The organism is Lysinibacillus sp. FSL L8-0312, from assembly GCF_038003285.1.
In the GTDB taxonomy this organism is placed as follows: Bacteria; Bacillota; Bacilli; order Bacillales_A; family Planococcaceae; genus Lysinibacillus; species Lysinibacillus fusiformis_D.
Map to the genome: position 1 here is coordinate 1,203,325 of NZ_JBBOOV010000001.1, position 21,454 is coordinate 1,224,778.

Consider the following 21,454-nt stretch of genomic DNA (forward strand, 5'->3'; position numbering starts at 1 on the left):
TACTTTTCGATAGGTTTTTACAAATTCTAAGCATCAAAATTTATTAACCTGTTCCTCAAGTTGATTGATTATATTTTTTAATCTTCTTAATGTATCTTGTTGAGACAGTTGATTCGCCGCATCAGCATCAGTTGATAATTTTGTTATATTATTTTTTATTAGGTTCAAATCTGCTTTATAGCGTTTCAATAGGTCAATTTCTACATCTACTTGACTAGCAAATGTATGCAAATCATGCTGCATAAGAAGAAGCATGGATTGTTGTAAATCTGCTATTGTTAGTTTCTTTGTTAAATCATATAGTTTTTGATTTTGGATCTCTAAATCATCTAAATATGCTCTTTGTTCAGCCATTAGTTTGTTAACTTCAGCGAAGGTATTATATGTTTTTTTGATTTTTTCTGGGTCAATTGTTTTCATAAGGTCATACTCTTTTGATTTTGTAGCAGCGGCTGCAGCAATTTCAGCTTGTTTATCTTTCTCAATTTTTTCACGAGCCTCTTTTTTAGCTGCTTCAATCTCTAGAATAGATTTCCCCTGTTCTTTTGCTTCTTGCTCTGCTTTTTTCTCTGCTTCTAGAATAGCGTTGTTAATTTCCTTTCCTTTGTTATAGGCTGCCACCGCTATTTGAGCTGCTGGTTCAATGATATCTTTTGAAAGACTATAAATCTCTTGGAAAATATTGAGTCCCTGTTCATTTAAAGCTCCTGGTATCAATGCGATTTGCTGTAAATCATTGTGAATTGATTTTTTTGTATTTAGTAATTCAGCCTTTAGCTTGTCTATTTTCCCTGTTCCCTCTGCGCTTAGTACCTCCTGCGCTTTTATCACATCAGTATCGAGATTTTTTAGTTTTTTATCAAGCTGTAATTTAAGATCTGTTAGCTCATTCATTTGATATTGAACACTTTCTTCGTTTGTCAGAACCATTTCTTGAAGAACTTCCAATCTATCCAAAAAGCCTTCCTTATTTTCCTTAGTGTCTACAAATTCTTTTAATGTAGGATAATAGGCCTGAAATTTTGTTACAAAGCCTTTACTTTTTGAATTGAGTAAAATTAACTTTGGATAAAGCTCCACTGCCCACTCTTTCATATCTTGTTTTATTAGAAATTGCTCTGTATTTAAAGCTGGTACTTCCTCTAACTGTACATTAGGGTTCATTAAAGCTTTGTCTATATACATTTGAATCAACTTTGATTGTGCACCTAATTTTCTTAATGATGAGGACAGAGCTACGTTCTCCTCTTGCATTTCTACTTGCACTATAGGCGTTGCAAAAGAATGGATAGGACTCACTCCAGTAGCAACAATCGATGTTATTATCAACCCTGTAATTATTTTCTTTTTCATTGTTTGTACCTCCCTACATAGATTGCCACACTATTTTTATTACAATTTGTTCTACATTTGTACACCTCTAATCTACTATTGATATTAGGAAAGTTCTTAATAAGAATAGACATCCCTAATAACATAAATTTTAGAGAAAGACACATATTTTGGCAAAAAACAACATAAATAGGCTATTTAATGATGAAAATAGATTTTTATGTCGTTTATTTTTTTGAAAAAACACTAAAACAAACTAAATAAGTCTATATTTGTTACATTTTCCTAATAATGAGTGGATTCAGGGATCAATATTGACATATTTTTTACTAAAAAACTATATTTTGTATGAATAGATAAACTTAGAAATTCTAATTTTCCCGCTTATTTTATAGAGTTCACGCTATTCACATTTCAACTTCTTCCATTTTCACACTGGATAAAAACTTTTGTCCCCATAGAAAAACACCTTCACGTTGATTTGATAAGTTTATCAACGAAAGGTGTTTTTATTTGTCTTGTTAGATTTTTACTTTGAAAAATGAGAGGTACAGCTTTCGTCTGCTTTTTCACCATTAGCAGCCATTTTTTCTTATTAAAATACTATTTATCGAGAAAGAAAATAACTATAGGAAAAGGTTCACTTTTCTTTGAAGCAACTCTTTAAACTTTGAAACTATCCCCAAACAAGATTGTTTCGTAACCAATGTAGTATATACTATGCTCAAGCTCTTTTAGACCAAATCACTACGGGAATGAGCAGTAAAGACAATAGCCCTCCTGCTAAGGACAATGCCGCATAACTAGCATTCGCTACGACCATTCCTGATAGAGCACCACCAGATGCCCCTGCTAGTGCAACTAAAACATCCATTTTCCCTTGTGTTTTTGCACGTGTAGACGGCTCGGTCGCATCAACAATTTGTGCGGTACCACTAATTAAACCGAAGTTCCAGCCTAACCCCAGTAAAGAAAGTGCTACTATTAATAAAACCATCGAATCGCTTGGAGCGAATGCCGCTAATAAACCCGCTAGTAGCAAGGTAACACCGGCGGCGATACTCATGGCTGTTCGTCCAACTTTATCAACAAGAATACCTGTTACAAGCGATGGCAGATACATAGCCCCTACATGAAATCCAATAACAATGCCTACTTCCGATATTCCATGTCCATGATGTTTCATATGTACTGGTGTCATCGTCATGATTGCGACCATGACAATCTGTGTCAGAACCATCACCGTTGCCCCTACTGCTAGCCCTCTTTTATTGCCAGCTGTATGCAAGGATGGTGCTTTATTATCTTTGTTCATTTTTTGCTGATGTGCCTCAATGGCCTTAGCTATTTCTAAAGGATCAGGACGCAACATAATAAATAACACAAGCCCTGCGACAATAAAGGCAACCGCAGATAATAGAAAAGGACCTGCAAGAGCTGGAACACCAATGGATAGCGCCACTCTCCCCATCATTTCTACTAAATTCGGACCTAAAACAGCACCGAACGTTGTCATCAGCATAGTCGTACTAATCGCCGTGGCACGTTGTTTATCATTGGCTAAATCCGTCCCAGCATAGCGAGCCTGTAAATTCGCCGCAGTGCCAGCACCATAGATTAATAGAGAAGCGAACAAAACGATCACACTATTCATTATAGCGGCCAAAACGACACCTACGGCCCCTATTCCACCGACTATAAAACCTGTTGCTAAGCCTGTGCGACGACCATATCGCTGCGACAGTTTCCCTACAATGAAAGCTGCTCCTGCAGAGCCTAACGTAAATAATGCAGACGGTACACCTGCATAAGCATCTGTTCCTAGCATTTGTTGGGCTAACAGAGCACCTACTGTAATACCTGCTGCAAGCCCAGCCCCACCAAAAATTTGAGATAGACTGACAACGATCAACACACGCCTATATAAGTTTTTTAGTTTCTCTGGGGACGCTATATAGGATTCTATTGAACCTTGATCTTTTACAACCATTTTTCAACCTTCCTTCTCTAAATATAATGTATTCTCTATGTAAATATCCCTTTTAAAGTGCCATCATCTTCAAGGTATTCTATGCATACCAATCAAGATTAATTGAATCTATAAAATAAAGAAGGAACCGTCCTCATTTCATAGACAGTTCCTTTCATCTGCCACCACCCTTATATCGCTAGAGGTATTGGTGTAGAGCATGGGTTACATTGAATTAATACGCATGCATAACCACTTTCTTCTTTTTAGAATAGAGTAAGAAAGTAGTTGTTAAACCTAAGCTAATAATCCCGAAAATAAGCCCCATGCCACTTAAACCGATTAAATCTAGCATCATCCCTGTAGATAAGAGCACGACTTGGAAGACGACCGAATCAATCATATTACGGAATGAGAAAAAACGTCCGTGGAACTGTTTCGGTACTTGTTTCTGGAAAATAACCATCGTTGTCGGGAAAAAACAGCCGACTGAAAAGCCAAAGACCCCAAATGCCACTAAAGCAAAAAAAGGAATTTCCGCCAGTAATAATAATAGCTCCATTGAGCCGATAATAAAGGCTAATGAAAAGAGCAGTGTGCCCATGTGTACACGTTCAGCAATTATTTTTAAGCCTGCAGCACCTAACATAAAGCCAATGCCTTCGACTGTATATAGCAATCCTGAGATGGTTGTTGATTGATGGATTTCAGAAATTTTCATAATGACTAAATTGAAAGAGCCTAAAAATAATGTGGGAATTAACATTAAGACGAGTGTCATCAGGACGACCGGATGCTCCTTCACCATAGGCCATACTTCTTTAAAGTTTCCTTTATCTTTGTGTGTCAGTGTTGCATTTGTCGTTTCATCTAATTGCAGTAAGCTTGTAATAACAAACATGATCACATAGACAATAAATGAAATAATATATAGCCATTTTAAGTCAAAGAAGCTTAACATAAACCCTGCTGCGGCTGTGCCAACAATTCTTGAAATGGTTCTGGCATTCATTTGCCAAGCATTAAGCGTAATTAAATCTTGTTCCTTCGCAATCATTGGAATAATCGATTGCAAGGCAGGCATATAAAACGCGGCGGCTATTTGCAACGTAATTAAAAAAAGAATCATCCAAATAACCGAATTGGTATAAAGTGCGATAAACATAAATAAAACACTAATGATTCGTCCGATGCTTGCCATTTGGACAACCGTTTTTTTCTTCGATTGGTCAATGATGCGTCCTGCCATTGGACCGACGACCAAGCCTGCTAAAATACCACAGGAAATAATTAATGATTTGTGAAAGTCTGAAGGTACTACCTCTTGCATAAAGGCTAGATTTCCAATAATGCCTGCCCATAGGCCAAGTCCGACGACAAATTCACCTAATAAAATAATCCATACGTTTCGATTTCTCCACATGCTGTTCTCCTTGTTGTTTCTTCAATAAAATTTATCGTAACAAACTATTAAATATTCGTACATAAAAATATAGAAAAATTTGTTAGAATCTAAGCCTTCTCTTTCTAGCATTTCTTAATGAGTATACTATTTTTCCTAACTGAAATACTCATCCAAAAGTTTGAACTTCCATCTAAAAGAAAAAACACCGTTTGATGAGCGCATCAAACGGTGTTTTTCGTTAAGACATTTCTAGCTTATGGACAAGTGCTTTTTTTCTACGTTCGATTATTTTTTGGCTGATGAACGTCACAATAAATATTAACCCTACCGTTGTCGCCATCATACCAGCTATAGAAGTATCCCAAAACTTCGCTAAATAATAGCCGATAACAGAAGCAGCAGCACCAAAGAGCATACTATAGACAAACATTTGCTTAATCGTCTTACTAATTAAATAGGAAGTGGCGGCTGGTCCAATCAACATGGCCACTACTAAAATGGCCCCTACACTATCAAATGCCGCAACAGTTGTGAACGAAATGGATGTCATAAAGCCATAATGAAGAAATACAACAGGAATCCCAATAGTAGCCGCATACACAGGATCAAAAGTGGCAAGCTTCATTTCTTTAAAGAATAATAGCAAGAAGGCAATATTAATTACTAGGACGAGTAACAACATCCACACGGCCTTAGGCATCGCTAGCCCAAGCAGTGTCCATTTATCCCAAGGTACAAAAGCAATTTCCCCCATTAGAACATGTTCAACGTCTAAATGGACATTGCCGGCATATAAGGTGATCAGAAGGACACCTGCCGCAAACAAGGAGGTAAAGACCACCCCTATTGCGGCATCTTCTTGAATGCCAGAAGAATGCAATAGTTGCACAAGGTAGGCTGTTAAAATTCCTGCAAACGCAGCGCCTACAAGCATCCAAAAGCCATTTAATGTCTGGGTAACAAGGTAGGCCATCACAATACCAAAGAGCACCGTATGACTGATGGCATCTGCGATCATGGACATTCTACGCAAGATGAGGAAGACACCTGCAATCCCACATGTCACACCAACTAATAATCCTGTGAATACAACCCAAAATTCGATCATCCTACATCACCCTGCTTTCGAAATTGCATTTTTCTACGATATTTACTAATTTGACCTGCAGGACTAATAAAATACGATATAAAGAATATTCCTGCTGCTACTAAGACGATAATCGGACCAGTCGATAACCCTGTTCGAATCGCACTAATAAAAGTTCCTGTTATGCCAGCAATTCCTCCAATCGCGGCACTCAAAATAAGCATCGTGCTTAATTTTTGTGTCCATAGCTTGGCACTTGCAGCAGGAATAATTAATAAAGCAGACATTAATATGACGCCGACAGCTTGTATACCTGTGACAATTGTCATCACAATTAAAACTGTTAAGGTTGCCTTTAAAGCCTCAATCGGTAAGCCAATCCCTTTTGCATATACAGGATCAAAGATGAGTAGCTTCCATTCCTTATAGAGTAAGAGGCTAACCATTATAATAATGGTTGCACTAATAAACAGCCACATTAAATCCGCTTTGGTCATCGTCGCTGCCTTGCCAAAAATAAAATTATTCAGACCGCTTTGATTACCAAGTGGACTACGGTTGACAACTGTTAAAAATACTACACCAACACCAAAAAATACAGTGAGGACTAAACCAATGGCAGCGTCAGCCTTCATTTTTGAAAACGATACAATCCATTGTATACAATACACAGATAATGCAGATGTGATGCCCGCTCCTAGCATTAAAACTGGCAATTCCTTTTGACCTGTTAGCAGGAATGCGAGCGCAATACCTGGTAATGCTGCATGTGCCGCAGCGTCACCAACTAAGCTTTGTTTTTGCAAGAAGGAGAAGGTGCCTGTTATACCAGCTGCAATGCCCAATAGCATTGTTCCACTAAGTACCCACAATAAATTACCACTTAACATTGTGTCCCTCCTTACGCATGCTGCATCATGAATAGTTTACCACCATACGTTTTTTGTAATTGTTCTGGTGTAAAAACATCTTCTGTTGCACCTGATGCTAAAATCGTTTTGTTTAATAGAATTGTATAATCAAAGTATTCTTTGACGGTTTGAAGATCATGATGGACGACAAAAATACTTTTTCCCTGTGCCTTTAAATCTTTTAAAATATCAATAATGGTTTTTTCAGTCGCAGCATCTACACCTGCAAATGGTTCATCTAAAAAATAAATATCTGCATTTTGAGCAAGTGCTCTAGCTAGGAATACACGCTGCTGCTGACCTCCTGACAATTGTCCGATGGAGCGCTCTGCAAAATCCAGCATCCCAACGCTTGCTAACGCTTGTCGCGCAACAATTTTATCTTGCTTGGATGGTCTTTTAAATAAACCCGTATGGCCATAACGCCCCATGAGCACTACATCCAGCGCATTTGTAGGAAAATCCCAATCCACAGCATTACGCTGAGGGACATAGCCAACAACTAAACTTTTCGGCTCAAACACCTTCCCTAAAATTTCAACCTTTCCTACTTTATTAGGAAGTTGATTTAAAATGGCCTTTAAAAAGGTTGATTTCCCTGCACCATTCGGACCAATAATGGCCGCTAGATGACCTTTAGGTACCGTCACACAGGCATTCTCTAATACTGTTTTTTTATCATATGCTACTGATAGATTTTCTACTGTTAATGCATCCATACCATTCACCTACTTTAATGCATCGACGATTGTGTCGATGTTATGTTGATACATACCAATATATGTACCTTCCGTTGTTCCTTCAGCACCCATGGCATCTGAGAATAATTCCCCACCGATGACAATGTCGTGACCTTTTTCTTTAGCCCCTTCAATAACAGCTTTCATCGCTTTATCGGATACACTCGATTCTATAAAGAGAGCTTTAATCTTATTTTCTACTAAAAAATCAACCATTTCCTGAACATCCTTAACACCATACTCTGAATCTGTACTAAGCCCTTGTAAACCACGTACTTCAAACCCTTGGCTTCTACCAAAATAATTGAACGCATCATGAGCAGTTACTAAGATTCGTTGCTGTTGTGGTATTTCGTTCACACGGTTTTGAGCATAGCTTTGTAAATCATCCAGCTTCTTTAGATAAGATGCTTCATTCGTTTGAAAATCATCTTTAAATTCAGGGTATTCTTCCTGAAGTTGTGTACTGATTGCTTTGACAACGCCTTTCCATAGCTCAATATCAAACCATATATGCGGATCATGTAGCATCGAATCATCGTCACTTGCAAGGAGCTGCTTTTCATCTAATGTCTCGCCCACTGCTAAAACCGTTTTGTCCTTCGCCATTTGTTCAAAAATATCGAGCATTTGGCCTTCTAAATGTAAGCCATTGTAAAAAATGACTTCTGCTTTATCCAATTTCGATAAATCACTTTGTGTCGCCTTGTATAAATGGGGATCTACCCCTGGGCCCATCAATGCAGATACTTGTAAATGATCGCCACTAATTTCTTTGATTGCATCGGCTATTTGTCCAGTTGTTGCGACAACAATGCCTTCTTTCTTTCCCTCTGTTTCAGTTGAACAACCGAATAATAGAAGGGAGAGTGATAGTACCATTACACCTAACCATTGTTTCATTTTTTTACCTCATCTTTCTCTTTTTTAGTGATTGCTTGAAAAATAGCTAATATGTACGAAGTAGTGAGTTAGCGGACAAGCCATACCTTTCCTGTCATGCCCGCCTTTTAGCAACTGCTGTCGTTCACATCACCGATTTTTCTCATACAATCGCTTAATTTATATTCATTTTCCTAATAAGCTGGCGCCAGCTCATCCAGAAAAGTATTAACACTATGCCTGCCCCTACAGAATCTGTGAGTTTCCATAGTATTGCCAGAAGGATTAAAATGACCATTGGAAAAATTGTCAGTTTGATATCACCTAAATCTTTCATACACGCACTCTTCTTTCTCTGTAGATATTTTGTTTCCCTTAGGAAAAATATATGCTTAAAACAAAAATAATTCAACCTTTTTATGAAAATTTCTTTTGAAAATTTTTTTTCATTAAGAAAATATAATTTCGCCCAAACAAAAAAATCTCTAATTATTTCATTAGAGATTTTTTATAAAAATACAAAATATATTATACAAACCTTTCACTCTTCTTTTTCCAGTGGCTTCCCTATAAATTCAAATGCATAAATATGAGTTTTAGTTAGTTCGATAATATCTTTAATTAAAGCGTCTTCCGATTTTTCATAACCACTTGCAATCCATTGCATCATCAATCCATAAAAACCGTATGAAGTATAATGCTTGAACATGTCCATATTGACTGGCTGCTGATTGATCGTTTCAAATTTAAATTGCTCTTGATATATTTTTGTAATGGTTAGGGGCATACGTGTATGCAATCCAGGAATTGTATCTTCAACATTCAGCAGCTCGAAAAATAGTCGATGCTTGTAAATATAATGAATAATATTAAAGGACGGTGCTTTCAATTTCGTCGTATACACCTTTTCCCCATATAAATAAGGTTCACCTACTGCGACTTCCAGACCATTCAACATCTGTTCGAGCAAATTTTCCGCTAACTCAAATTTATCTTGAAAATGCACATAAAAAGTACTACGGTTATAGCCAGCTCGTTCCACAATATCCTTCACTGTCAAGGCTTGAAACCCATGCTTTTTAATTAATTCGACAAACGCCTCATAAAAATGACGACGGGTTCTTTCCTGTCTTTGTGTCCATTTTGGCAATTTTACTTCCTCCCTTTTAGACATTTCGGGTAAATATGTCTACTAGTTAGACACTTGCTACGACATTAATGATTGTTTCCAATTTCAAGCGTTTTACAATAAAAGTACACCGTCATTTACGCAGTGTGCAAGAAAAAATTATAATTTAAGGGAGTGTCATATATGGGGAAATTACAAGATAAAGTCGCAATCATTACAGGTGGTGCTTCTGGTATTGGTGCCGCAACCGCTCAATTATTTGTAGCAGAAGGCGCAAAAGTAGTACTTGTGGACTTAAACGAGGAAAAAGGCCAAGCCTTTGCTGCCGAATTACAGGCAGCTGGTGCAAAGGCTATATTTATCAAAGCAAATGTAACAGATGAAAATGAAGTAGCAGCTATTTATCAAACAACAATTGAGACATTTGGCAAAATCGATGTCCTTTTTAATAATGCTGGAATTGGTCGTGTCACACCAACTGAGGAGCTTCCTTATGCGGAATGGCGTCAAACTGTCAATGTAGATTTAGATGGTGTATTTTTAATGGCGCAGGCTGCCATTAAAGAAATGCTGAAAGTGAATAGCGGTACAATCGTTAATACGGCTTCGATGTATGGTTGGGTTGGCTCACCAGGATCAGCCGCCTATAATGCAGCAAAAGGGGGCGTTATTAATTTAACGCGTTCATTAGCATTGGAGTTTGCTACTCGTGGTATTCGTGTCAATGCCCTATGCCCGGGTTTTATTGATACACCGATTATTCCAGAAGAAAGCAAAGAGCCACTACGTCAAGTAACACCTATGCAACGCTTAGGACAACCAGAAGAAATGGCAAAAGCTGTTTTATTCATGGCTTGTGATGATTCAACCTTTATGACAGGTAACACATTAACTGTAGATGGTGGCTACACAGCCCAATAATTACATCGTAAATAATCGCTTCCCCACAAGGGACAGCGATTATTTTTTGTGCTAGAAAAATTTGCAGTTTTTATCCATTTCCTGCAAACTATTACTAAAGCGAGCAAGAAAGGATGAAAACGACGAATGAAAAAATTAGTATGTACCTTATTATTTTCCATTCTGATTGTAGCCAGTGCAGGCAATGTACAAGCTTCTGGCTTTCGAGATGTATCAGAGGATCATTATGCCTATGAAGCGATTGTATGGGCAGAAGAGTATGATATTGTCAACGGCTTTACAGATGGTACATTTAAACCAAATGCCACGATTACTGAACAGCAGTTGGCCAAATTGCTAGCTAATTTTTATGAGCTTGAATCACCCATCGATGAGTTAAAGAAACAGACCCCTACGGCAAACTGGTCGGATGAATTTTATAACCAACTCGCTAGCTATGGTGTACCTTTAAATGGTTATTTTGATAACCGAATTCGAGCGGCTACTGTGAAGCGCGGTGTCATGGCACAAGCAATTGCTCATTTAGCTAGCGGGAAGAAAGGGTTAGATCAATCTATTCAATTTTTACTTGATACCTATATTTCTTCAGGGCAAAATCCACAGTATGAAGATCGAAATTTACAGAAGTTTTATGGCGTAATGAACAATATGACACGTGCACAAGTTGTCACGATGCTCTATCGCATGGATGAACGAAATTTTTATGAAATTTCAGCGGACGCACAGTCCATTCATGATAATGCCAACAATGTATCTTTAAGTACAAGAGCGAAAAATGCTCAAAACCAGCTCGATAAATCATTACAGCAAAATACCCCTAGCAAAAGTGCCTGGGAAGGCGTTTATACGTATTATTATAAATGGGGAAAAGGAACAAATGATTTTAATCGCCGCGATGCCATCATTTCCAATGCCACAAACAACAGCTTTTCTCTTGCTTTAACGGCGAATGATGGCACCGCTTCAGGTAGTGTCAATGGTACCGCCACAATCACAAGCAGTACAAAAGCCATCATGAATAAATCCTCTAATGGCAATCGTTGTGTCGTCGAGGTAGAGCGTTTATCTAATAACGCCCTGAAAGTGTCCGAGATTGATTGCCGTGCAGAGCGTAATGAAAGCACTAATTTCTCTGGTACATTAAAGAAGCAATAGCTTGCAACAGAGTCTGATTCATTCAGGCTCTTTTTTCATTGCCAAATGCTTCATAGCTAAGCTTGGCTATAGCAATAAAATCCTGTAAATAGGCATGCATATGCTTATCTTTATGCCATGCAATATCTGTATAAATGGGCGCTAGGTCGATTGAGGACGGTAGCTCCACTAAATTTCCACTTTCCAACTCTTTTTCTACAACCATTTTAGGCAAAAACGTGATACCTAAGCCTGCCATCACACATTGCTTTATCGCCTCAATACTGGCAAACTCAATCATTTGTGAAGGCAAGACACCTTCTTGCTGTAGCTGTGCTTCTAAATGGTTCCGATAAGAGCAACCCGTTTCTGTTAACAGCATAGTTTCAATTGATAGTTGTTGAGCAGATAAAGGCTGCCTGATTTCTTTAGAGGCACTGACAAAAACAAGCTGTTCTTGAATCAATCGTTCTCGCTGTAGCATGGCGGTTTCCTGATACGTATCTGTTATAAATGCAACGTCGAGTTTGCCTTCTTGTAATAATTCCTTCGCAATGTCTGTCGTATGCACTGGCTTAAAAATGATTTTCACATGCGGTTGCGCTTGTTGAAATTGTTGTAAAATAGTTGGCAGTCGATAGACACATTGGCTCTCCTGTGCCCCCACTTTTAAGACAACTTGCGCCTGTTCATTGGACATCGCTTTTTTCATATCACGATCTAGCTCTAGCATTTTTTTTGCATACTGTTGGAGATGTTTCCCCTCCTCTGTCAGGACAATGCGTTTTCCTAGCCGCTCAAAAAGAATAACACCCAATTCTTGTTCTAATGTTTTAATTTGGGCTGTAATACTGGACTGGGCATAGTCGAGACGCTGTGCTGTCTGGGTAAAGCTTAATGTTTCAGATGCCGTTAAAAACGTTTGGAGCTGCTTCATATCCATTCACTTAATCCCCTTCATTCGGATTTTTCGATAGATTTTACCGAAACATTCGTAAAAATCGATAGTAAAATCCAGTTTACACTAGTTAGTAGTTGAAAGAAAGAAGTTGCGTCTCATGATTCATCGTAAATTCTGGACAACAAAGCAATGTCGAATAATGAACAGATATCATGTTAGCAGGTGTACCACACGACAATTTATATAGCCAAGGATTCAACATTGAACCTATCTACGATTTACGTCACGACGTTATGACTTTCTGATGCTCGAGAGAATTTAAAAAAACATGGTAATCGATTTTGCCAAACCGAGCGACAACAAAAGAACCTTTAATCAAATAAAAAGAAACGGATTTGGAAGCTACATATCGTCCAAATCCGTTTTTAAATCGCGGGAGAAAATTTTGTTCTATTCTTTATATGTCTTTAACATAAGAGCATAAATGATCTTTTTTAGTAGCTAACATACATCAGAAACAAAATGCTATTGTAATTCTTTTCGAAGACATTCAGCTGCAGACAACGCTGTTAAATCTTGAAGGATATCTCCTGGTTTGTTTCCTTCTCCTAAAATATACCCTTCAAAGGTTGTGCCAATAAAGTCAAAGATATGTTGAAACTGCTGAATCATTGGTAAACCTTTCATATAAGGTTGATCTCCACCAACTGCAATTACATAGGCTTTTTTAGAAGACATCATTGCTTTGAAATTAGGATAATTTGGGTCTCTTAAAGTTTGTGACCACCGATCAATAAAGTTTTTCATCGCCCCTGTCATGCTATACCAATAAATAGGGGTCGAAAAAACAAGAATATCATGCGGGAGTATACGATCTATGATGGTGTTATAATCATCGTTTACTTCGGAAAATCCCCCCTCTTCATGTCGCTTATCTATTATTGGTTGAATGACATAATCCTTTAGATAAACTTCTTCAACATTTAAGCCTTGCGTGATTAATTTTGTCAGTGTCTCTACATTCCCATTCGGACGATTTCCACCGTAAATAACTGCTATTGACATATTGATTATCCCCTCTTCCTTAAAATTCCCTACTATTGTTTCCGAATGCTTATATCTTATTATGATTTTACAAATCGATAAAGATGATTATTTCGATAAAATAGATCGAAAAAATTGATTATAAAGAGGTTGCTAAATGGAAAAGAAACAAGTATTACTTTCAAGCACGCTAAAAGGAGAGCTTTCACCCTCCCCTTTTAAAGTCAAATCATATTATGAAGCCTTTGTTTTGGCTATTTTTTAATGTGAGTCGTTCTCTAACATTATTTATTGAACCTTACAATGTGATCAATTGAAAGACGTGAAGAGCCATAAGCTGGTGCAGCTGCTTCACCAATTGCTAATAATAGTATAGGTACTTCATTCGCAGGTAATTCCATGTACTCAGCAAATTTAGCTTTATCAAACCCACCCATTGGAACTGTATCATAACCCATTTCTTTCGCCAATAGCATTATTTGCATAGAAACTAAGCCAGCATCAAAGTGTACGATATTTTCTAATGTTTTTGTCGAAGCTGAGCCATACATTGTTAATGCGTCTTGAGCAAGCTTATTGGCAATTTCTTCTGGCATATAGCCTAATTCCACATTTTTTGCATAGATCTCCTTTGCATTTAAATACATTTCAGTATCACCAATGACAGCAATAATGGCAGAGGCTGTTTCGATTTGCTCTTGATTAAACGAAAAGAAATTAATATTCTTTTGAATTTCCCTATCATCAATGACAATAAATCGCCATGGTTGCATGTTACTTGAAGAAGGCGCTGAAGTAGCATCTTGCAACAGCTGCACTATTGTTTCACGAGAAATTTTAGTATTAGCATTGTATTTACGAACTGATTTTCGCTCCTGCATAATTTGTTTTAATGGTGTAGTTGATAACATGTCATTTCCCTCTTTTTCAAAAAAATTTAAACTGCTTTAATTATTACATTGATATTTCCCATTGTTGCCTTTGAATATGGGCACACTGTATGTGTTAACTCTAATAATTCCTGTGCTTCTTCCAATGCTAATCCTTCAATATGTCCTTCGATGTCAACAGCAAGCACATAGTCAAAAGTAGCTTGTTCCATTAATTTGACTGTTACTTTAATTGTTGATACGTTGTTTAGTTTTTTTTGGCGTTTAATTAAATCTAATGCACTATTAAAGCAGGCACTATAACCTGCCGCAAATAATTGCTCTGGGTTTGTCACATTAGCTAATTTTGAGCCTGGTGGTGCAATTTTTAAAGAGAGTGATTGATCCTCTGCATATGATGTACCACTACGCCCACCATCATTAATCATTGTAGTTGAGTATAATTCTTTCATAACCGAAAACCCCATATCTATATTAGTATTTTAAATTGTATACAATTTAATTTTTACAAATCGAATTGTACACAATTTAATTGCGTTTGACAAGTAGGAACTTTATTTTTAATATAAATGTAATGAGAAGAACTTTAAGAGGGGATTTTTATGCCTAATCATTTAGATAATCAACTGTGCTTTCTTTTGTATGCCACATCAAAGGAAATCATTCGACAATACACATTATTATTAAAGCCATATGATCTAACTTATACAGGTTATATCACTTTATTAGCCTTGGAGGAAAACGAACAAATAACAGTGAAAGAATTGGGACAACGTTTATTTTTAGATTCAGGTACATTAACACCGTTGCTCAAAAAGTTAGAGGCGAAGGGCTATATTTGTCGTGAGCGTTCCAAGGATGACGAACGACAAATGCAAATTTATTTATCAAAAGAAGGCAGTAATGTCCGTTGTATGCTACCAGAAGTGTCACGACAAGTAATGCACCAATCAAATATTTCAGAGCAGCAATTTATACAACTGAAAAATGTTCTTCAAGATATTATGCACAACGACTGGACAATAAAAGATAAAAAATAAAGTAATGAATATTGTAACCCTAAAACTTTTGATTCATGCTATAGCGGCGGTATCACGTAACAATAATTTTATATAATCAACATAAAGAACCGTATTTGGAATTTGCTTATCTTCCAAATACGGCTCTTCAAACCTAGGCATTTTATCAGATGCCATTAACAATTTATAAAATCACCGCTTAACTACCATTTCCCGCAACCCCCTTTTTTTAAGAATTTATCTCTGTGCCAATTACACAAACAAATCCAATAAAAATCCTATTAGAATACCTTCCAGAGCTACATTACTCCCTATCATTATAAAATCAAAAACTAAGTACACCTAATCTAATTGGTGTTGAAGCAATCATATATTTCGTCATTACCTTATTCCTTCATTTAACTATTTTTAGTGTGCAAAATTCAGATCCTGCCACCTACAATCAGAAGCTTAAAATATATTCTAAGACAATTATTTTTTATCGAAAAACAATATTTTTTTATCCTTTATCAACTATTTTATTATTGACATTTTAAATTTCAAATTATAAAATGACCAAAACCTTATATATAAATATGGAAGGGTGATTTGATGAACTATGAGGATTTGATACAGCAAAAAGGTTTTGTTTTTTTAGATAATATAGTAGAGCCTGGTACGAATTCATTGAGAATTTCTATTAAAAGAGCTTCTATCAGTTCTAAAAGCGAGGAGGTAAATGTTGGTGAATATACATTATATGATGTCAACCCAATTGAAATTGATAAGACATTACCAGTGATACATATAGAATTTGATTCGTATGTAGCCTATTCTGTTTTCGATGAGTCATTTCATTTTGTAAATTCAGAAGATAAATTTATTGGTCATTCAGTACGTTTATTCTCAAAGTCTACCTATTTAGATTTTGTAAGTAATGGAACAATTGCTCAGGAAATATACTCCTACAAAGACCTAATTCACTACCAAATTGTTTGTCTTGACCATATAATAGATATTGTTTCTTTCGATAAACCTAGTGTTTTAAAAGAATAATAGATCCTAAAACAGTCAATGAAATATGTTGTCTGTTTTTTATTTTTATCAAAAAGATTACTAAATATATAATTATCGGAAGTATAAAAGATGTCTCAGAGCTACTTAGATCAACACGAAATACAAAAACGACCTAAAGCTTTAAGCTATTAGGTCGTTTTCGTCTATGCTTCTACAGAGATGTGCTGGAAGGTTGTCACATCAAATAATCCTGTATCTGTTAGTTTTAGTGCAGGAATGACTGGTAATGCCACAAAAGAAAACGTCAGGAGAAAATGGAAATCTAATGTTGGGTTGAGCGTCTTTAATGCACTATGCAAGCCTGCTAGCTGTTCCTTTGCTTGCTGAGCAGGGGCATCTGTCATCAAGCCGCCAATGGTTAATGGCATCTCCGCTAGAATTTTGCCATCTGCTACAATCACAAAGCCCCCTTGGATTTCTTGAATGCGTGCAAGCGCAAGTATCATATCCTCATCGTTTGTCCCTACGACAAGGGCATTATGTGAATCATGTGCTACGGTTGTGGCTACTGCCCCTTTTTGTAAACCAAAGCCTTTGACAATGCCTAGGCCTGTCGTGTGTAAATGATGGTGTCGTTCAATTACGGCCAATTTCAGTAAATCTTGTTCTACAGATGGTTCAAAAACGCCTTCTTTCACAGGTACATCCATTACTACATGATTGGTAATGAGCTGATTTGGAACAATCTCCATAACATTAGCCTTCGTACCCTTTGTGAAAGCTAGTTGTAGCCTATCCTTTGTAATGGCTGGTAAATGCACTGATTGGTGGATATGAGCAGGAACAATTAGCTCTTGACGACTTGTCAGCATTTCCCCATTTTCAGCAACCTTTCGACCATTTTTCCATACAGCCTTTGCCTGCATCGTCGACAAATCCTCGACTAACACAAAATCTGCCTTATAGCCTGGGGCAAGTACCCCTCGATCAAATAAACGATAGCATTCTGCTGTGTTCACAGTTGCTAACTGGATTGCCTGTAATGGTGTCATCCCTTCGGCTATTGCCATAGCTATATCATAATTGATGCTACCTTCATCGATTAACTCATCCACATATTTATCGTCTGTACAAAAACCAAAGCGACGAGCATTATGTGGCTGAACAGCCGGTAATAAATCACGTAAATTTTTAGCTGCTGAGCCTTCTCGAATCAGTACATACATCCCTTGCTCTACACGATCAATGGCTTCTTCGGCTGTCACACATTCATGATCTGTCAGTATGCCTGCAGCGCGATAGCCTGTAATTTGTTCGCTCTGTAAGCCAGCACAATGCCCATCGATTACTAGGTTTGCTTGCTGTGATAATAAAATTTTCTGAAGCATGCCCTCTTCCCCATTTAATACGGCTGGAAAATCCATGACTTCTGCCAAGCCACGAACTTGTTCATGTTTTAGAAATGACGCCAAATCCTGAGCTGTTAGTGTTGCACCTGCATTTTCAAACTGTGTACCAGGTACGCTTGATGGCAGCATCACAAAAATATCCATATCCGCTTTTTGTGCATCATCGAGCATAAATTGGATGCCTTCCGCTCCTGCGACATTGGCGATTTCATGTGGATCTGTGATGACTGTGGTAATACCATGAGGTAGTAAAACTCGACTAAATTCCCCCGGCGTTAGCATGGAAGATTCTATATGTATATGACCATCAATTAATCCAGGAATGACGTAGCTTCCTGCTGCATCCTGTTCCTCTTTTGCCTGAAATTTGTGGTTGTGATCCAGTGCCACAATCGTACCATTGTTCACAACAATGTCTGCCTTTTTCCACGTTAACGTATAAACATCGGCCACTTGAGCATTTCTCAGTATGAAATCTGCCTCTAATTTCCCTTGAGATGATAAGATATTTTGCGTTAACTTTTGTAATTTTGTTGTCATAGCCTATACTCCTTTTTCTTTTAAGAACTATCATGCCTGAAAAATACCGATCATTGCAAGTATTTATAGTAGTACAGTAAAAAACGACCATCCATCAATGGTCGTTCGAAAATTCTAGCTCTTTTGGTGGTTGCCCCTTTTTATTCATCAAGCGCATGCGAATAGGTTCAATTTTCAAGGTCACCATTTCGTCTTGATTACCAACGAAGATACTCGTAAAAAATTCAGCTAGTTTATTTTTTAACCCCTCTTCATGGACTTCCGTAAGCCGGCCCTCTATTTCAACATACGTATCCCCAAAGCCTTCATTTTCATAGCCATATAAAATATGGGTATAGGGATTTTTACGAAGTTCTTCCATTTTCTCTGAATGTTTATTCGTTACCGTATATAATACAAAGTCCTCATGTTGAAACGTCATGTAACGAGAGTACGGTTTTCCATTTTCTACAGTCGCCATCGTTCCAATCTTTTCTCGATTTAAAACTTCTAAAATTTCATCACGTACAGAAGTCATTTCATCCCATCCTTTCATCTACATATCTATTTTGCCCTCTCCTCAAAAAGCTAAACCGCCTTTTTTTGAAAAATGTGAAATGACAATTTTCGGCCATATTGAAAATTTATTTGTTATACTAATTGGATGGATAATAGGAATTTTCGGATAAATGAGGGTTAAAAAATGAAACAAGCTTTCTTTACGCGCTGTTTGTTTTTCATAACAGGCATTATCGTGCTATCTTTTGGCATCACATTAACAATTAAAGGGCAGCTTTTTGGCGTTGGCTCTTGGGATGTACTACATATTGGCTTAACAAAAACAGTGGGTTTAACAATCGGCACTTGGTCCATTATATTGGGACTTGCCATTTTAGCATTTGATATGCTGATCACAAAAAAATTTCCATTACCAGGGACCTTTATTGATATGTTTTTAGCAGGCATTTTTATTGATATATTTAATTATTGGTTGCCAGATATCGATGGATTTTGGATGCAACTTGTCTCCTATCTTACAGGGTTAGTTTTATTAGGCTGGGGTTGCGGTATGTATATGGTAGCCAATTTGGGAATCGGTCCACGTGATACGTTAATGTTAATGATGGTCCATAAGCTTGGCTGGAGTGTTACACGTTCTCGTACAACAATGGAAGTGACTGTCGCTGTTATTGGCTTTTTACTAGGCGGTCCTATTGGAATTGGTACAGTCATTATGGCATTTGGGCTTGGACCCATTGTACAATTTGCCTTAACCTATAATGAAAAATTATTTATGAGATGGACTGGCGTGAAAAGCGCTGTCGTATAAGCTTACAAGACAATGCAAAAATGCATTGTCTTTTTTTATACAGTTGCAATATACAGTCCAACTATATATAATCAAACTATATAGTTAAACTGTATAGTTGAGGTGACCTAATGAAAAAACATAAATTACTGCCTTTATCAGAAACCATGCATTATATTTTACTTGCTCTACGTGAACCGTTACATGGCTATGCCATGATGCAAAAAATCGAGGAAATGAGTGCTGGCAGTGTGAGAATTGCTGCTGGCACCATGTATGGGGCAATAGAAAATTTGTTGAAATATCATTGGATTACTCCTGTTGCAACTGAGGATTCTAGACGCAAGGTGTATCAAACAACCGCTGAAGGGCTAAATATATTAGCTGCCGAGCAACAGCGATTGCAACGAATTTTATCTTTATATGAGGGAGCTGATGAACATGATAAAGTTTAAAATCTTTTTTGATATTGAAAAGGAAGAACAATGGTTAAATCAAATGTTATCCCAAGGCTTAGTTTGCACAAACATAAATTCAGCAGGCTTTTATACATTTAAACATACTACAGATCTTGAACAAGTTATCCGAATTGATTATCAGCAAGATCTTCGAAAAAAAGAGCAACCCAACTATAAGCAATTACATGAGGATTTTGGGTGGCGCCCTTTAAAAGAAAAGTCGTATGATGGAACCTACTATTGGTTAAAAAGAAAAGATGGCAACGATGAATTATTTTCGGATAATGATTCGTATATTGCTAAATATAAACGTTTAATGCAGCATGCGAGCCATTGGGCGTTACTCTCTTTTCTTTTGTTAATGATTTTGTATGCCAATGATGGCTTCGATTCCTTTTTCAGTATAAAAGCTGCCTATTATACACCTGGCTTATGGGAGAAAGAAGGTTTAGCATTCCTTTTGGCTTTTTTATTTGAAACACCCTTTGCCCTTATGCGCTTTATTCCACCTTGGCTATTTTTAGCAATATGTGGGATGTATGTAGTCGTTTATTATCGTTATCGGAAATCTATACAGCAGCTGTTATAGAAAATACCAAGGAGCCGCTTACATAGCGTAAAATGGCTCCTCTTTCCTCTATGCTTCTGGTTCAGCACCGTTTTGTCCTGTTGCTTCTATCACTTCTGGTGTACCATCCACAGTATCATCTTCTTGTACATTTTCAGCAGGTGGTGGTGTAATCGTTGCTAATGTAAAGTCATCCTCTTGTAAAATTTCAAATGAAAACTGCCGACGTATATCTCCTACATAAAGAGACGTGCCGATCGCTACATTCGTAACATCAATTTCTATAGTTTCTGGAATTTCAGTTGGCTTCACTTTGATGCGTACCTCACGATTTGGCTGTAGCAGGAAACCGCCATCCGCAACACCGACAGCATGACCAGTCACTGTTACTGGAATGTCCACTTCTAGCTCCTCTGACATATTGATGGACTTAAAATCAACGTGTTTAACATTGCCCTTTAATGCACAACGTTGTACTTCTGTTAATACGGCATTAATTCGTTTTCCTTCTACATCTAGTTGAAAAACACTTTTCGTACCATGTGCTGCTAACAGTTTTGCAAAGGTTCTAGCATCTAACGTAATCGCTGTTGATTCCATTTGAAAGCCGTAGACAACACCAGGAATGTCCCCATTTTGTCGAAGCTGTGTTAATGAAGATTGTCGTCCTTTTTGACGTTTACTGGCAGTTAAAACCATATTCATCGAATATTTCCCCTTTCATGGAAACTAGTCTCATAAAAGGTTTTGCCTTTTCTGTTGTATTTTATACCTACATTGTTTGATGAAAAAACGGATGATAAACTAAAAAACACTTCCTTTGTCTAGATA

At 37.2% G+C, this 21,454-nt stretch carries 22 protein-coding genes; 7 read left to right on the forward strand and 15 right to left on the reverse strand.

Features of this window, described 5'->3' with window-relative positions:
* Positions 1-33: 33 nt before the first annotated feature.
* The 8 genes from hblC to MHI22_RS06250 form a co-directional block, all read right to left on the reverse strand.
* Positions 34-1,353, reverse strand: coding sequence for a hemolysin BL lytic component L2 (gene hblC, locus MHI22_RS06215; RefSeq protein WP_036126937.1), 1,320 nt, complete (start codon positions 1,351-1,353; stop codon positions 34-36).
* A gap of 703 nt (positions 1,354-2,056) precedes the next feature.
* Positions 2,057-3,322: an MFS transporter gene (locus MHI22_RS06220; protein WP_058844564.1), complete on the reverse strand. Its 1,266-nt coding sequence runs from the start codon at positions 3,320-3,322 to the stop codon at positions 2,057-2,059.
* Positions 3,323-3,536: 214 nt separating this feature from the next.
* A complete protein-coding gene (locus tag MHI22_RS06225; RefSeq protein ID WP_036126945.1) occupies positions 3,537-4,724 on the reverse strand; it encodes an MFS transporter in 1,188 nt (395 codons plus the stop codon).
* A 220-nt stretch (positions 4,725-4,944) separates the two neighbouring features.
* The gene (locus tag MHI22_RS06230) at positions 4,945-5,814 is read right to left on the reverse strand and encodes a metal ABC transporter permease (RefSeq protein WP_089932599.1); all 870 of its coding nucleotides are present in this window, start codon (positions 5,812-5,814) and stop codon (positions 4,945-4,947) included.
* On the reverse strand, positions 5,811-6,683 hold the full coding sequence (locus MHI22_RS06235; RefSeq protein ID WP_036126949.1) for a metal ABC transporter permease: 873 nt from the start codon (positions 6,681-6,683) through the stop codon (positions 5,811-5,813). The genes MHI22_RS06230 and MHI22_RS06235 overlap by 4 nt, the downstream gene beginning before the upstream one ends.
* An 11-nt stretch (positions 6,684-6,694) precedes the next feature.
* Entirely contained in the window at positions 6,695-7,423 is a 729-nt protein-coding gene (locus MHI22_RS06240) for a metal ABC transporter ATP-binding protein (RefSeq protein ID WP_036126951.1), read from the reverse strand.
* Positions 7,424-7,432: 9 nt separating this feature from the next.
* Positions 7,433-8,347 (reverse strand): metal ABC transporter solute-binding protein, Zn/Mn family, encoded by a 915-nt coding sequence (locus MHI22_RS06245; RefSeq protein WP_036126954.1) that lies wholly within the window; start codon positions 8,345-8,347, stop codon positions 7,433-7,435.
* Between the two features lie 520 nt (positions 8,348-8,867).
* The gene (locus MHI22_RS06250) at positions 8,868-9,476 is read right to left on the reverse strand and encodes a TetR/AcrR family transcriptional regulator (RefSeq protein WP_089932598.1); all 609 of its coding nucleotides are present in this window, start codon (positions 9,474-9,476) and stop codon (positions 8,868-8,870) included.
* Positions 9,477-9,638: 162 nt separating this feature from the next.
* Between MHI22_RS06250 and MHI22_RS06255 the strand changes: the two genes are divergently transcribed.
* On the forward strand, positions 9,639-10,376 hold the full coding sequence (locus MHI22_RS06255) for an SDR family NAD(P)-dependent oxidoreductase (protein ID WP_089932596.1): 738 nt from the start codon (positions 9,639-9,641) through the stop codon (positions 10,374-10,376).
* 126 nt (positions 10,377-10,502) lie between these two features.
* On the forward strand, positions 10,503-11,531 hold the full coding sequence (locus MHI22_RS06260) for an S-layer homology domain-containing protein (protein ID WP_340811406.1): 1,029 nt from the start codon (positions 10,503-10,505) through the stop codon (positions 11,529-11,531).
* Between the two features lie 22 nt (positions 11,532-11,553).
* Here the strand turns inward: MHI22_RS06260 and MHI22_RS06265 are convergent, their stop codons facing one another.
* From MHI22_RS06265 to MHI22_RS06280, 4 genes are all read right to left on the reverse strand, one after another.
* Complete coding sequence (locus MHI22_RS06265; protein ID WP_340811407.1) at positions 11,554-12,453, reverse strand: LysR family transcriptional regulator; 900 nt, start codon at positions 12,451-12,453, stop codon at positions 11,554-11,556.
* Positions 12,454-12,936: 483 nt separating this feature from the next.
* Positions 12,937-13,476 (reverse strand): flavodoxin family protein, encoded by a 540-nt coding sequence (locus MHI22_RS06270; RefSeq protein WP_340811408.1) that lies wholly within the window; start codon positions 13,474-13,476, stop codon positions 12,937-12,939.
* 263 nt (positions 13,477-13,739) lie between these two features.
* A complete protein-coding gene (locus MHI22_RS06275; protein ID WP_340811409.1) occupies positions 13,740-14,366 on the reverse strand; it encodes a nitroreductase family protein in 627 nt (208 codons plus the stop codon).
* A 26-nt stretch (positions 14,367-14,392) separates the two neighbouring features.
* Complete coding sequence (locus MHI22_RS06280; protein ID WP_058844560.1) at positions 14,393-14,797, reverse strand: Ohr family peroxiredoxin; 405 nt, start codon at positions 14,795-14,797, stop codon at positions 14,393-14,395.
* Between the two features lie 150 nt (positions 14,798-14,947).
* On the opposite strand from MHI22_RS06280, the gene MHI22_RS06285 reads away from it, so the two are divergent.
* Positions 14,948-15,385, forward strand: a complete 438-nt coding sequence (locus MHI22_RS06285) for a MarR family winged helix-turn-helix transcriptional regulator (protein ID WP_340811410.1) — start codon at positions 14,948-14,950, stop codon at positions 15,383-15,385.
* Positions 15,386-15,955: 570 nt separating this feature from the next.
* Positions 15,956-16,399 (forward strand): hypothetical protein, encoded by a 444-nt coding sequence (locus MHI22_RS06290; RefSeq protein WP_101966755.1) that lies wholly within the window; start codon positions 15,956-15,958, stop codon positions 16,397-16,399.
* Positions 16,400-16,563: 164 nt separating this feature from the next.
* Here MHI22_RS06290 and ade read toward each other — a convergent pair whose 3' ends face one another.
* On the reverse strand, positions 16,564-18,309 hold the full coding sequence (gene ade, locus MHI22_RS06295; protein ID WP_058844558.1) for an adenine deaminase: 1,746 nt from the start codon (positions 18,307-18,309) through the stop codon (positions 16,564-16,566).
* A gap of 94 nt (positions 18,310-18,403) precedes the next feature.
* Entirely contained in the window at positions 18,404-18,844 is a 441-nt protein-coding gene (locus tag MHI22_RS06300) for a pyridoxamine 5'-phosphate oxidase family protein (protein WP_445668837.1), read from the reverse strand.
* Positions 18,845-18,991: 147 nt separating this feature from the next.
* Between MHI22_RS06300 and MHI22_RS06305 the strand changes: the two genes are divergently transcribed.
* The 3 genes from MHI22_RS06305 to MHI22_RS06315 all read left to right on the forward strand — a co-directional run bounded on the left by MHI22_RS06305 (position 18,992) and on the right by MHI22_RS06315 (position 20,644).
* On the forward strand, positions 18,992-19,618 hold the full coding sequence (locus tag MHI22_RS06305) for a YczE/YyaS/YitT family protein (protein ID WP_036123571.1): 627 nt from the start codon (positions 18,992-18,994) through the stop codon (positions 19,616-19,618).
* Between the two features lie 110 nt (positions 19,619-19,728).
* The gene (locus tag MHI22_RS06310; protein WP_058844556.1) at positions 19,729-20,052 is read left to right on the forward strand and encodes a PadR family transcriptional regulator; all 324 of its coding nucleotides are present in this window, start codon (positions 19,729-19,731) and stop codon (positions 20,050-20,052) included.
* Entirely contained in the window at positions 20,039-20,644 is a 606-nt protein-coding gene (locus MHI22_RS06315) for a DUF2812 domain-containing protein (RefSeq protein WP_271910150.1), read from the forward strand. Before MHI22_RS06310 ends, MHI22_RS06315 begins: the two co-directional genes overlap by 14 nt.
* A 48-nt stretch (positions 20,645-20,692) precedes the next feature.
* On the opposite strand, the gene MHI22_RS06320 is transcribed toward MHI22_RS06315, so the two are convergent.
* Entirely contained in the window at positions 20,693-21,328 is a 636-nt protein-coding gene (locus tag MHI22_RS06320) for a 50S ribosomal protein L25/general stress protein Ctc (protein WP_340811413.1), read from the reverse strand.
* Between the last annotated feature and the right edge of the window lie 126 nt (positions 21,329-21,454).